The organism is Aquabacter spiritensis (assembly GCF_004346185.1).
Classification (GTDB): domain Bacteria; phylum Pseudomonadota; class Alphaproteobacteria; order Rhizobiales; family Xanthobacteraceae; genus Aquabacter; species Aquabacter spiritensis.
The window spans coordinates 143,233-155,491 of the sequence record NZ_SMAI01000010.1; the positions used below are offsets into that span (position 1 = coordinate 143,233).

General features: G+C 69.2%; 13 protein-coding genes. All 13 read right to left on the reverse strand.

The genetic code is table 11. The features are described from left to right. Window positions 1-3 precede the first annotated feature (3 nt). Window positions 4-2,097: a molybdopterin-dependent oxidoreductase gene (locus tag EDC64_RS15825; RefSeq protein WP_132033082.1), complete on the reverse strand. Its 2,094-nt coding sequence runs from the start codon at window positions 2,095-2,097 to the stop codon at window positions 4-6. 135 nt (window positions 2,098-2,232) lie between these two features. Next, a complete protein-coding gene (locus tag EDC64_RS15830) occupies window positions 2,233-2,970 on the reverse strand; it encodes a TerC family protein (RefSeq protein ID WP_132033084.1) in 738 nt (245 codons plus the stop codon). 141 nt (window positions 2,971-3,111) lie between these two features. Continuing rightward, a complete protein-coding gene (locus EDC64_RS15835) occupies window positions 3,112-3,807 on the reverse strand; it encodes a TerC family protein (RefSeq protein ID WP_132033086.1) in 696 nt (231 codons plus the stop codon). A 199-nt stretch (window positions 3,808-4,006) separates the two neighbouring features. Then, a complete protein-coding gene (gene ndk, locus EDC64_RS15840) occupies window positions 4,007-4,429 on the reverse strand; it encodes a nucleoside-diphosphate kinase (protein WP_132033088.1) in 423 nt (140 codons plus the stop codon). A 121-nt stretch (window positions 4,430-4,550) separates the two neighbouring features. Beyond that, a complete protein-coding gene (gene surE, locus EDC64_RS15845) occupies window positions 4,551-5,324 on the reverse strand; it encodes a 5'/3'-nucleotidase SurE (RefSeq protein ID WP_132033090.1) in 774 nt (257 codons plus the stop codon). Between the two features lie 68 nt (window positions 5,325-5,392). Continuing rightward, entirely contained in the window at window positions 5,393-6,709 is a 1,317-nt protein-coding gene (gene serS / locus EDC64_RS15850; RefSeq protein ID WP_132033092.1) for a serine--tRNA ligase, read from the reverse strand. 88 nt (window positions 6,710-6,797) lie between these two features. Beyond that, entirely contained in the window at window positions 6,798-7,598 is an 801-nt protein-coding gene (gene tatC, locus EDC64_RS15855) for a twin-arginine translocase subunit TatC (protein ID WP_132033094.1), read from the reverse strand. Further along, window positions 7,595-8,233, reverse strand: coding sequence for a Sec-independent protein translocase protein TatB (gene tatB / locus EDC64_RS15860; RefSeq protein WP_132033096.1), 639 nt, complete (start codon window positions 8,231-8,233; stop codon window positions 7,595-7,597). Before tatB ends, tatC begins: the two co-directional genes overlap by 4 nt. 53 nt (window positions 8,234-8,286) lie before the next feature. Beyond that, a complete protein-coding gene (locus tag EDC64_RS15865) occupies window positions 8,287-8,520 on the reverse strand; it encodes a twin-arginine translocase TatA/TatE family subunit (RefSeq protein ID WP_132033098.1) in 234 nt (77 codons plus the stop codon). Window positions 8,521-8,621: 101 nt separating this feature from the next. Beyond that, a complete protein-coding gene (locus tag EDC64_RS15870; RefSeq protein ID WP_245504732.1) occupies window positions 8,622-9,701 on the reverse strand; it encodes an ABC transporter ATP-binding protein in 1,080 nt (359 codons plus the stop codon). Beyond that, entirely contained in the window at window positions 9,698-10,423 is a 726-nt protein-coding gene (scpB, locus tag EDC64_RS15875) for an SMC-Scp complex subunit ScpB (protein WP_132033100.1), read from the reverse strand. Before scpB ends, EDC64_RS15870 begins: the two co-directional genes overlap by 4 nt. Beyond that, window positions 10,420-11,223 (reverse strand): segregation and condensation protein A, encoded by an 804-nt coding sequence (locus EDC64_RS15880; protein WP_132033102.1) that lies wholly within the window; start codon window positions 11,221-11,223, stop codon window positions 10,420-10,422. Before EDC64_RS15880 ends, scpB begins: the two co-directional genes overlap by 4 nt. Before the next feature lie 2 nt (window positions 11,224-11,225). Beyond that, window positions 11,226-12,239 (reverse strand): beta-N-acetylhexosaminidase, encoded by a 1,014-nt coding sequence (gene nagZ, locus EDC64_RS15885; protein ID WP_132033104.1) that lies wholly within the window; start codon window positions 12,237-12,239, stop codon window positions 11,226-11,228. Between the last annotated feature and the right edge of the window lie 20 nt (window positions 12,240-12,259).

Genomic DNA, 12,259 nt, shown 5'->3' on the forward strand with positions numbered 1-12,259 from the left:
GCCTCAGACCGGGGCGGACACCTTCGTCAGCCGCACCCGGTTGTCGTGGAACGCCGCGCCGCCGACCGGCGCGACCGGATCGGCGCCGGTGAGGGTGTTGATCCCGCACCCGCCGGCATGCGCCCGGTTGGGCTTGATCTGCTCCGAGACGACCACCCCGCGCCGCAGGCCCTCGAACGGGCGCGCCTGGAGCAGGACCCGGCCGCGCGGATTCTCCACCGCCACCCAGTCGCCCGCGGCGAGACCGAGCGCCGCCGCGTCGTCGGGATGGATCAGCAGCGACGGGGGGCCCTCGCGCTGCGCCGAGGTCGGCGTCTCCGTGAAGGTCGAGTTGAGGAAGTTCCGCGCCGGCGCGGTCACAAGCCGGAACGGATGTTCCTCCGTCGCGGCCTCGATCACCGCCCAATGGTCCGGCAAGGACGGCATGTCGTCGACCGGTCCGAACTTGGCGGGGGCGGGATAGGCGATGTTCGGCCAGTCCACCTTCAGCCGGAATCGCTTGTCCTTGTGGCCGAAGCCGGTGAGGAAATGCGCCGTGGCGAAGTCCGGCGCGACGTCCAGGAACCGCGCCTCTTCCAGCTCCGCGAGCGAGCCGCGGCCGGACTCCGCCAGCGTGCGGTCGATGATGGCGCGGGCCGAGAGGTGGAAGCCGGGATGTTCGGCGCCGAGCCGCGCTGCGAGTGCGCACACCACCTCATGGTTCGAGCGGCATTCGCCCGGCGGCTCGACCAGTTTGGGGCCGAGCAGGAGATGGGGATGCCCGCCGGCCTGATAGAGATCGTCATGCTCGGTAAACATCGTGGCCGGCAGGACGATGTCGGCCTGGCGCGCGGTCTCGGTAAGAAAATGCTCGTGCACCGCGACGAACAGGTCCTCACGCGCGAAGCCGCGTTTGACCGCCGACTGGTCGGGGGCGACGCTGAGCGGATTGGTGTTCTGGATCAGCAGCGCGTCGACCGGCGGGCCGCCCCACAGGGCCTCCGCATCGCCGCACAGGATCGCGCCGATGCGCGACTGGTCGAGTTCGCGCACGGTGGGATCGCGCAGATCGAGGCCCTCGATCAGCGTCTTGCGCAGGCGGTAGAGGCCGGAGGTCGAATGGAACGCGCCGCCGCCCTCGTGCTGCCAGGCGCCGGACACCACCGGAATCGAGGCGACGGCGTGCATGTTGACCGCGCCGTTCCGGCTGCGGCTGAGGCCGTAGCCGATCCGGAAATAGCTGCGCGGCGTCGTGCCGACATGTGCGGCGAAGGCTTCGATCTCGTCCACCCCGAGGCCGGTGATGGCGGAGGCCCAAATGGGGTCCCGGTCGCGCAGATGCGCCTCCAGCGCCTCCGCGTCGTTAGCGTAGCGCGCGAGATAGGCGCGGTCGGCGTGGCCGTCGCGGAACAGCACGTGCATCACCGCACAGGCGAGGGCGCCGTCGGTCCCGGGGCGCAGCAGGAGGGGAATGTCCGCCTGCTCCATGGTCGGCGTGCGGTAGACGTCGACGACCGCGATCTTGGCGCCGCGCTCCTTCCGCGCCCGAATGGCATGGGTCATCACATTGACCTGGGTCGAGACGGCATTCGTGCCCCAAATGACGACGAGGTCCGAAGCCGCCATCTCGCGCGGATCGGCGCCGGTCAGCCGGCCGGTGCCGGCGAGATAGCCGCTCCAGGCTGGATTGACGCAGATGGAGGAGAAGAAGCGCGAATAGCGCTTGGCGTGGGTGAGCCGGTTGATGCCATCGCGCATCAGCAGGCCCATCGTGCCGGCATAAAAATAGGGCCAGACCGATTCCGGCCCGTGGCGCCGCGCGGCGGCGTCGAACGCCGCGGCGATGCGGTCGAGCGCGTCGTCCCAGGAGATCGGCGCGAACTGGCCCGAGCCCTTTGGCCCGGTCCGGACGAGCGGCTGCGTCAGCCGGTCGGGATGGTGCGCCCGCTCGGCATAGCGCGCGACCTTCGCGCAGATCACGCCCGCCGTATAGGAATTGTCCGCGGCGCCCCGCACGCGGCCGATGCGGCCGTCCGCGCCCACTTCGACCTCCAGGGCGCAGGTGGAGGGGCAATCGTGCGGACAGGCCGAGGCGCGGATCGGGACGTGTTTGGTCATGGCGGCTCCTTGCCCCTTATAGAGCCGCATTCGACAAAATAAAAAAGCCGAACCGGGCAGGGCGCCCGGTCCGGCTTGTCGCCGCGGCCATGCCCGATCGGGGCATGGCCGCTTCTTTACGCTTGGGGCGGGCCGTCACGCCTCCTGGTGGGCGCGATTCCGGCTGCGGAGGATGAGGCCGAGTCCGACCACGATGACCGCACCGATCACGCTCGCCACATAATGCGGCAGGGCGGCGGGCTTGATGCCGATGGGCGAGTCCGCGTCCGCCTGGACCAGCGCGGGGTCGAGACCTTGCATGTACTGCATGGAGATCACGTCGCCGACCACCATCTCGCCGGCGATCCAGCCGAGCAGGGCCGCGCCCGCCCAGATCATGATCGGGAAGCGGGTGAGCAGCGCCATGACCAGCTGCGAGCCGGCGATGATCAGCGGAATGGTCAGCAGCAGGCCGAAGATGAACAGTTCGGGATGGCCGCGCGAGGCGGCGGCGATCGCGACCACATTGTCGAGGCTCATCACGGCGTCGGCGACGGCGATGGTGCGCACCGCCTTCCACAGGCTGTCCGAGGCTTCGACCTCATGCGCGTCCCCGGAATTGTCGGTGATCAGCTTGACCGCGATCCAGAGCAGCAGCAGGCCGCCCGCGACCTTCAGGAAGGGGACGCCCAGCAGATAGGAGACCACCAGAGCGAACAGGATGCGCAGGCCGACCGCCGCGCCGGCGCCCAGCAGGATGCCCCATTTGCGCTGCTTTTCCGGCAAGGAGCGGCAGGCGAGCGCGATGACCACCGCATTGTCGCCGGACAGGAGCAGATCGATCCAGATGATCTGCATCAGCGAGAGCCAGAATGTGGGAGAGTCGAAATCCATCGCGATCCTCGTCTTTTTCGCGCTCTTTGGAAGGTATCGTCCGTATCGTAACGTAAATCGAACTATTCCGTTGCGTGATTACCTATGGGAAGTCGTGACGCAAAGGAAAGGGGGCGAATTCGCCCCCTTTGGAACCAGAGATCAGGCCTTGGAGTGCTTCGCTTTGCGGACGCGCCCGACGCCATAGGCGACGCCGATGACCAGAAGCGCGCAGATCGCGGCGACCGGCAGATCGAGGTGATGCGCTGCCTCCTCGCCGCCGAGCCGCTCGATGACCGCGACGTCCGACACCAGCATCTCGCCGGCCACCCAGCCGAGGAGGGCGGCGCCGGCCCAGACCAGGAGCGGGAAGCGGTCGAGCAGCGACATGACCAAGGACGAGCCGGCCACGATCAGCGGGATCGAGATGGCGAGGCCGAGGACCAGAAGCAGCCAGTTGCCGTTCGCGACCGCGGCCACGGCGACGACATTGTCGAGGCTCATCACGATATCGGCGACCGCCACCGTGCCGACCGCCTTCCACAGATTGTCGCTCGCTTCGACCGCGTCGTCGGCCTCTTCGCCCGGCAAAGCGAGATCGACCGCGATCCACATCAGGGCGAGCGAGCCCACCAGCTTCAGCCAGGGCAGAGCAAGCAAAGTCGCGACGATGCCGGTGAACAGGATGCGCAGCGCGACCGCCACGCCGGCGCCCATGACGATGCCCCATTTGCGGGCCTTGTCGGGCAGCGACCGGCACGCCATGGCGATCACCACGGCATTGTCGCCGGAGAGCAGAATATTGATCCAGATGATTTGCAGCAGCGCGAACCAGAGCGCAGGGGAGTCAAACGACATCGGTCCCTATCCTTGCACCACGATTTCCATCCCGGCATTCTGCGTCTGGTGCGCCGTATTATGAATGCCTCGCGGAAGCTAATCGACGGCTCGGTGTCTCACAACCAAAACCGGACACGCCGCCGTGAAAAAAGATGCTGCGCCGCGGTCCTTTGGCACGGCGCAGCGCGTGATGCCGCCCGCGCCGTGCCGGAGTGCGTCAGCCGACGATTTCGTTGCCCGAAAAGAACTGGGCGATCTCGATCTTGGCGTTCTCGGCGCTGTCGGAGCCGTGCACCGAATTGGCCTCGATCGACTCGGCGAACAGCTTGCGGAGCGTGCCCTCGGCCGCATTGGCCGGGTTGGTCGCGCCCATGACTTCGCGATACGCGGCGACCGCATTCTCGCCTTCGAGCACCTGGACCACGACCGGGCCGGAGGTCATGAAGGCGACGAGGTCGCCGAAGAAGGGCCGCTCGCGGTGGACGCCGTAGAAGGCTTCGGCCTCGGCGCGGGTCATCGCGATCCGCTTCTGGGCCACGATGCGCAGACCGGCCTTCTCGATGACCGCGTTGACCGCGCCCGTCAGATTCCGGCGTGTCGCGTCGGGTTTGATGATCGAGAATGTGCGCTCGATCGCCATGCTCACCGTCCTGTAAATTTGGAGTGTGGGATGCCGCCGCGCCAACGCGGCCGCGCGGCTCCTTAGCAGCGATGGCCGGAGACGGCAAGGGAAGCGCCCATCGCCCGGCCTTGCCGGCTGGTCACGCCTTGGCCGCTTCCTCGAACACCTGCACCAGCCGGGTCATGAAGGGCTCGTCGGTCTGGTCGACGCGCAGCGGCGTCACCGAGATGCGTCCCTCATCCAGCGCGCGCAGGTCGGAGCCCGGAACGGTCGCGGAGATGCGCCGCTCGAAGGCGATCCAGAAATAAGGATTGTTGCGCCCGTCGCGCCGCGCCTCGATGCGCATCAGGTTCTGGTCGCGTTTGCCCTGGGCGGTGACGGCGATGCCCGCGACCTCCTGGGGCGGCCGGTCGGGGAAGTTCACATTGATGACGATGCCCTTGGGCACGCCTTCCTTCAAAAGGGTGCGCACGACGTCCGGCCCGTAGGTCTCGGCGGTGTCGTAGCTCGGCGCCTCGCGCGTCGTCGGCCCGAACGCCTGGGACAAGGCGACCGAGGGGATGCCGAGGATCGTGCCCTCGATCGCGCCCGCCACGGTGCCGGAATAGCTGACGTCCTCGGCGATGTTCTGGCCGCGATTGACGCCGGACAGGATCAGATCCGGCGGGGCGTCGAGGATGTGGCGCACCGCCATGATCACGCAATCGGTCGGCGTGCCCTTCACGGCGAAGCGGCGCGGCGCGATCTCGCGCAGCCGGAGCGGGTCCGAGAGCGACAGCGAATGCGCGACCCCCGATTGATCGAACTCGGGCGCAACGACCCAGACGTCGTCCGACAAAGCTTCGGCGATCCGGATGCAGGCGTCGAGGCCGGGGGAATGGATGCCGTCGTCGTTCGTCACCAGGATGCGCATGATCGGTCCTTCTGTCTGTCGCGCCGGACGGGCGCCCGTCCGGGGCGGGGAGGAACGGGCCGTGTGGCCTATCCCGCCTTCGCGATCGTCGTGATGCCGCCCATATACGGCTGCAAGGCGTCCGGCACGATGACGGAGCCGTCGGCCTGCTGATAGGTCTCCAGCACCGCGACCAGGGCGCGCCCGACCGCGACCCCCGAGCCGTTCAGCGTATGGACGAAGCGCGGCGCGCCCGGTTTGCCGGCGGCGTCCTTGGGCCGGTAGCGGGCATTCATGCGCCGCGCCTGGAAGTCGCCGCACACCGAGCAGGAGGAGATTTCCCGATAGGCGTTCTGGCCCGGCAGCCAGACCTCGATGTCGTAGGTCTTCTGGGAGGCGAAGCCCATGTCGCCGGTGCAGAGCGTCACGACGCGATAATGCAGGTCCAGCGCCTTCAGCACCGCCTCGGCGCAGCCGAGCATGCGCTCGTGCTCCGCCAGCGCCTGCTCCGGCGTGGTGATCGAGACCAGCTCCACCTTGGTGAACTGGTGCTGCCGGATCATCCCCCGCGTGTCGCGGCCGGCCGACCCCGCTTCGGCGCGGAAGCAGGGGGTGCAGGCGGTATAGCGCAGCGGGAGCTCGTCCTCGGCGAGGATCGCGCCGCTCACCAGGTTGGTCAAAGGGACTTCGGCGGTCGGGATGAGCCAGAAGTCCCCCGGTCCGGCGAAGAACTGATCCTCGCGAAACTTCGGCAATTGCGCCGTACCGAACATCGCCTCGTCCCGCACCATCAGCGGCGGGTTGACTTCGGTATAGCCGTGCTCGGTCCCGGTATGCCGGTCGAGGAAGAACTGGCCGAGCGCCCGCTCCAGCCGGGCCAGCGGTCCCTTATTGACCACGAAGCGCGCGCCGGAGAGCTTGGCGGCGGTCTCGAAATCCATCAGGCCGAGAGCCTCGCCGATCTCGAAATGCTGGCGGGGCGCGAAGTCGTAGGCGCGCTTCTGTCCGACCACCCGCACTTCGACATTGTCGTGCTCGTCCTTGCCGTCCGGCACCTCGGCGAGGGGGACGTTGGGGATTGCGGCGAGTTCGGCCTGGAGCTTGGCCTCGACCGCCTTCACCTGGGCTTCGAGAGCCGGCACGTCGGTCTTGAGCTTCGCGACCTCGTCCATGAGGGCGGCGGCCTTGGCCTCGTCCTTGGCGGCCTTGGCCTGGCCGATCTCCTTGGAGGCGGCATTGCGGCGGGCGAGCAGGGTTTCCAGCGTGGTCAGCGCGGCGCGGCGCTCTTCGTCCAGCGCGAGCAGCGTGTCGCGCAGCGCGGCGGCCTCCGCCTGCGGGACCTGGCGGCGCACCAGCGCCCGGACCAGGCCCTCGGGCTCGTCGCGAATCCATTTGATGTCGTGCATGCGACCCGCTCCGGTGGAGCGGCGGCCTTGCCGGGAGGAGGGGACGGCCGCCGTCCGAAAATCGAGGACAGGGGCGCCCGCCGCCGCGTCAGGGTGCGGAGGATGCCGCCTCGCGGGCCTTCTCCTCCGCTGCCCGGCGCCGCTCGACGATGCGCACCAGATAGACCGAGACCTCGTAGAGAAGGAGCGTCGGGATCGCAAGGGAGAGCTGGGAGATCACGTCCGGCGGGGTGAGCACGGCGGCCACCACGAACACCGCGACGATGGCATAGCGGCGCGCCTTGCGGAGCTGGTCGGAGGTCAGAACCCCGATCCGCGCCAGCAGCGTCAGGATCACCGGAAGCTGGAAGGTGACGCCGAAGGCGAGAATCAGCGTGGTGATGAGCGAGAGATATTCCGACACCCGCGGCAGCAGCGAAATCTCCGCCTGCCCGTCGCCGCCGATCTGCTGCATGTTGAGGAAGTAGCTCATGGCGAGCGGCATGGCGATGAAATAGACGAAGCCCGCGCCGAGAAGGAAGCAGAACGGGGTCGCTACGAGATAAGGCAGGAAGGCCTGCCGCTCGTGCCGGTAGAGGCCGGGCGCGACGAACATGTAGACCTGCGTCGCGACGATCGGAAACGACAGGAAGGCCGCCCCGAACATGCCGAGCTTGATCTGGGTAAACAGGAATTCCTGCGGCGCGGTATAGATCAGCTTCACGGTGGTCGCGAAGCCGGAGGCGAATTCATACGGCCAGAGCAGGATGTTGTAGATCGGCTTCGCCAGCATGAAGCACAGGAAGAAGGCAATCAGGAAGGCGATCACCGACTTGATGAGCCGCGAGCGCAGCTCGATCAAATGATCCATCAAAGGCGCCTTGGAGGCGTCGATTTCGTCCTCGCTCATGCCGAAGATCCACCGGTCTTGGGCGTGTCGTGCGCCGGTGCCGGCGTTTCGGCCGGCGCAAGGGGGGCATTCTGGGGCGCGTCCTGGCGGATGTCCTGGCGGATGTCCTGGGGCGCGATGAGGGGCTCTGCCGCCGGCGCGGGCAAAGGCACCAGCGGTTCGGCGACGACCGGGGTCGTTGGCGTCGCATTCGCGGGTGCCGGCATCGCTCCGGCCGGATGCTCGGCCCCGGCCTCGCCAGCGGACGGATCGCTGGGCGCGGCATCTGCCGATCCGGCGGAGACAGCCGCCGCCGTCGCCGCGCCGGCCGCCGCCGGGGCGGTCGCACTCTCCACCGTCGCGCGGATTTCCTCGCGGATCGAGCGCAGCGGATCGAGAACGTCCATGCCGGGGAAGCTCTTCTTCACGCTGTCGCCCGCGCCTTCGGCGATGCTGCCGATCTCTTTGCGCATCTCCGACAGCTCGGCTTCCCTAAGGGCATCCTGAAACTGCCCCTGGAACTCGCCCGCCATGCGGCGCAGCTTCCCCAGGGTCTTGCCGACGGTGCGCAGCACCGAGGGCAATTCCTTCGGACCGATGACGATCAGCGCTACGATGCCGATCAGCATCAGCTCAGACCAGCCGATGTCGAACATGACGGCTTATTGCCGGCGGACGTGCCGCCGCCCCTCCTCGCAGGATGCCGCGATCAGACCGGCTTCTTCTCGGCCTCGGTGGTGCTCGAAACCTGGTGCGGAATGTTGCGTGGCGTCTCGGGGGCCGAAGACGGCGCAGTCGCCGTGTCGTCGTCCGCCATGCCCTTCTTGAAGGACTTGATGCCCTTGGCCACGTCGCCCATCAGGTCGGAGATCTTGCCGCGACCGAACAGGAGGAGCACCACGGCCAGCACCACGACCCAGTGCCAGATGCTCATCGAACCCATCACTCACCCTCCGTGAGAGTCCCGTGCGGACGGCGCCGCCGGGATGTTGTGTTGGCCCGCCCCGGGATGTCTCCCGCAGGCGCGCGCTTCGAACGGCGACACTAGGACCCGGACAAGGCGAAAACAAGGACTTCCCCGGCGTCGATCGCGAGGTGCACGTCGGTCCCCGCGCCGACACCTTCCCCTAGGCGAAGCCGTGCCGCAAGCGGGGCGTCGAGCCCCTCGACCGCGACCAGGAGCAGGTCGACCTCGCCGAGAAAGCGCCGTTCGATCACCCGGCCCGGCAGCCCGCCGCCTGCACGGGTCAGGCGAATTCCCTGCGGCCGCAACGCGGCGACGGCCTCGCCGTCCGGCAGACCGGGAGCCGGAAAGCGGCCGATCGGCGTGTCGGCGACGCCGTTCGCGACCCGCGCGGGGCATTCGTTCAATTCACAGAAGAAGCGCGCGACCCCGAGATCGGCGGGCGCGCGATAGAGCTGCTCCGGCGTGCCGAGCTGGACCAGCCGCCCGGCCCGCAGCAAGGCGATGCGGTCGGCGAGGCGCATCGCCTCCTCCGGATCGTGGGTGACCAGCATGGCGGTCGCCCGCACGTCGCGCAGCAAAGCGTGGGTGTCCGTGCGGACCTGGTCGCGCAGCCGCCGATCGAGGCCGGAGAAGGGTTCGTCGAGCAGCAGGATGCCGGGACGCGGGGCGAGCGCGCGGGCGAGCGCGACGCGCTGCTGCTGCCCGCCGGACAATTCATGGGGATAAGCGTCCGCGGATCCGGCGAGGTCGACCCGTTCGATCGCGCGGCGCGCCTCGGCCGCCGCGGCGGCGCGCGGCAGGCCGGCGAGCCCGAACATCACGTTTTGGAGAACGGTGAGGTGGGGGAACAAAGCATAGTCCTGGAACACCAGCCCGACGCCGCGCCGCTCCGGCGGCACGAAGGCGTTTGGGCCGGCGACCTCCCGTCCGTCGATCAGGACGCGGCCCCGATCGGGCGTCTGGATGCCGGCGGCGAGGCGCAGCAAGGTGGTCTTGCCGCAGCCGGACGGGCCGAGCAGGCACATCACCTCTCCCGGCCGCACTTCGAGGGTGACGCCGCGCACCGCCTCGACCGCGCCGAAGGCGAGGTGGACGTCCTCGAAACCGAGGCTCTTGGCAAAGCTGACGGGGGCATGCTGGCGCACGATCGACCTCACGGGGCGTCCTCGTCCGCGTCCGGGGCGTCGGGCTCCGGCGTCAGGATGAGGTCGAGCAATTCCGGCTCCAGCGGCTCCTCGTCGTCGCGCAGCCGGTCGTCGTCCGAGGGCAGGGGAATGGCGAAGCCCGAGGGCACCCGCGGATCGAGCAGTCCGGCGCCCTTCATTTCCTCGATCCCCGGCAAATCGTGCACCGCGTCGAGTCCGAAATGCACCAAAAAGGCCGGCGTCGTGCCATAGGTGACCGGCCGTCCCGGCGCCCGGCGCCGGCCGCGCAGCCGGACCCAGCCGGTTTCCAGCAGCACGTCGAGCGTCCCCTTGGAGGTCGAGACGCCGCGGATCTCCTCGATCTCGGCGCGCGTCACCGGCTGGTGATAGGCGATGATGGCCAGCACTTCGGTCGCGGCGCGCGACAGCTTGCGCAGTTCCGGCGCCCCGGCCCCGGCCACCTCGGCGAGGTCGGGGGCGGTGCGCAGCATCCAGCCGCCGGCCACCCGCACGACGTTCACGCCGCGCCGGGCATAATCGGCGGCGAGCACGTCCATCAAAGCGGGAATGTCCGTGTCCTTGCCGAGATGCGCCGCCAGCGTGCCGGGATCGACCGGGAGCGCCGAGCCGAACAGCAGCGCCTCCGCGATGCGCAGGTCGCGCACCAGAGCGGCTTCCCGCTCGTCCAGCGGGCGGACGTCGAACAGGTCGATGCGCGGCGCGGCGCGGGTCATAGCAGCTTCGCTTCGGTCGGGCGCGCCCGCACCCAGAGCGGGCCGAACGGTGCGTCCTGGCGGATGTCGAGCTGGCCCTCGCGCACCATTTCGAGGGAGGCCGAGAAGCTCGAGGCGAGCGCCGTCGCGCGCTGCTCGGGGGAGGCGAGGAAATCGGCCAGGAAATCGTCGAGCCGCAGCCAGTCTCCGAGCGCCGTGCCGAGCAGCCGCTCCAGCCGCGCCCGCGCCTCGGCGAGCGACCAGACCGCCCGGGTCTTCAGCGTGACCGAGGACAGCGCCTGCCTCTGGCGCTGTCCGGCATAAGCGGCGAGGAGATCGTAGAGGCTCGCATCATAGACCACCCGGTCGGGGGCGCCCGGCGCGGTCTCGGGCACTTTGCGGGGGAAGACGTCGACCCCCAGCCGGGTGCGCGACATCAGGCGGGCGGCCGCCTGACGGATGCGTTCCAGATGCCGCAGCCGGCGGGCGAAGGCGTCCGCCATCTCCTCCGCGCTCGGCCCCTCCTCGGCGGGCGGCGGCGGCAGGAGCAGGCGCGACTTCAGATAAGCGAGCCAGGCGGCCATCACGAGATAATCGGCGGCGAGCTCGAGCCGCACTTTGCGCACCGCCTCGATGAAGGCGAGATACTGGTCGGCGAGCGCGAGGATCGAAAGGCGCGTCAGATCCACCTTCTGGGTGCGGGCGAGGGCGAGCAGCAGATCGAGCGGGCCCTCGAACCCCTCGATATCGACCATGAAGGCCTCGTCCCCGGCGGTGCGCGGCGGATCCTCGGAAAAATCGTCTCCGGGGGACGTGCTCATGGTCAGGCGGGCTTGTCGACGCGGGTCGCAAGCTCCCGCCGCATTGCGTCGAGGTCGAGCGCCGCCGGCGCAATGCGGGCGCCGAGCGCGGAGGCGGCGCGGGTTGCGGCGCGGCCGTCGAGCAGCGGCGCCTCGGCGGCGACCGGGATCATCTCGTCCATCCGTCCGTTGCAGTGGAGCAGCATGTCGCAGCCGGCGGCGAGCGCCGCGGCCGCCCGCTCCGCCACCGTGCCGGCGAGTGCGCCCATCGAGAGATCGTCGCTCATCACCAGGCCGGAGAAACCGATGAAGCCGCGCACCACCTCGTCCATGACGATGCGGGAGGTGGTCGCGGGATGGTCGGGATCGATCGCCGCATAGACCACATGGGCGGTCATGGCGAGCGGCAGGTCGGCGAGCGGGCGGAAAGCGGCGAAATCGGTCCGCTCCAGCACGTCGCGCGGCGCCTCGACCCGGGGCAGCCGCTCGTGGCTGTCCACCGGGGCGCGGCCATGGCCGGGAATATGCTTGAGCACGGGCAGCACGCCGCCTTCGAGCAGGCCTTCCGCAGCGGCGCGGGCGAGCGCCGCGACCACGTCCGGCGTGTCGCCATACGCGCGGTTGCCGATGATGCCGTGACCCTCCGGCAGGCGCAGATCGGCGACCGGCAGGCAGTCGACGTCGATGCCGAGTTCGGCGAGGTCGGCGGCGATCAGCCGGGAATTGAGCCGGGTCGCGGCCAGCGCGCCCGCGGGATCCTCGCCATAGAGCCGGCCGAACACCTCGGCGGGGGGATATTCGCGCCAATGCGGCGGGCGCAGGCGCTGCACCCGGCCCCCCTCTTGGTCGATCAGCACCGGCGCGCGCCAGCCGAGCACCGCGCGCGCCTCCTCGACGAGGGCTTTGACCTGTTGCGGCGTCTGCACGTTGCGCGCGAACAGGATCAGCCCCCAGGGCGCCGCCTCCTTCAGAAAGGCGCGTTCCTGATCGAGCAGTTCGGGGCCGGCGAGGCCGGTGATGAAGGCGCGCACACGCATGGTTCGGGCGTATCGGCGCC

What these genes read in the sequence shown, in the direction of transcription:
- EDC64_RS15825 (WP_132033082.1), bottom strand. Translation starts at nt 2,097, where the DNA reads ATGACCAAACACGTCCCGATCCGCGCCTCGGCCTGTCCGCACGATTGC.
- EDC64_RS15830 (WP_132033084.1), bottom strand. Translation starts at nt 2,970, where the DNA reads ATGGATTTCGACTCTCCCACATTCTGGCTCTCGCTGATGCAGATCATC.
- EDC64_RS15835 (WP_132033086.1), bottom strand. Translation starts at nt 3,807, where the DNA reads ATGTCGTTTGACTCCCCTGCGCTCTGGTTCGCGCTGCTGCAAATCATC.
- ndk (WP_132033088.1), bottom strand. Translation starts at nt 4,429, where the DNA reads ATGGCGATCGAGCGCACATTCTCGATCATCAAACCCGACGCGACACGC.
- surE (WP_132033090.1), bottom strand. Translation starts at nt 5,324, where the DNA reads ATGCGCATCCTGGTGACGAACGACGACGGCATCCATTCCCCCGGCCTC.
- serS (WP_132033092.1), bottom strand. Translation starts at nt 6,709, where the DNA reads ATGCACGACATCAAATGGATTCGCGACGAGCCCGAGGGCCTGGTCCGG.
- tatC (WP_132033094.1), bottom strand. Translation starts at nt 7,598, where the DNA reads ATGAGCGAGGACGAAATCGACGCCTCCAAGGCGCCTTTGATGGATCAT.
- tatB (WP_132033096.1), bottom strand. Translation starts at nt 8,233, where the DNA reads ATGTTCGACATCGGCTGGTCTGAGCTGATGCTGATCGGCATCGTAGCG.
- EDC64_RS15865 (WP_132033098.1), bottom strand. Translation starts at nt 8,520, where the DNA reads ATGGGTTCGATGAGCATCTGGCACTGGGTCGTGGTGCTGGCCGTGGTG.
- scpB (WP_132033100.1), bottom strand. Translation starts at nt 10,423, where the DNA reads ATGACCCGCGCCGCGCCGCGCATCGACCTGTTCGACGTCCGCCCGCTG.
- EDC64_RS15880 (WP_132033102.1), bottom strand. Translation starts at nt 11,223, where the DNA reads ATGAGCACGTCCCCCGGAGACGATTTTTCCGAGGATCCGCCGCGCACC.
- nagZ (WP_132033104.1), bottom strand. Translation starts at nt 12,239, where the DNA reads ATGCGTGTGCGCGCCTTCATCACCGGCCTCGCCGGCCCCGAACTGCTC.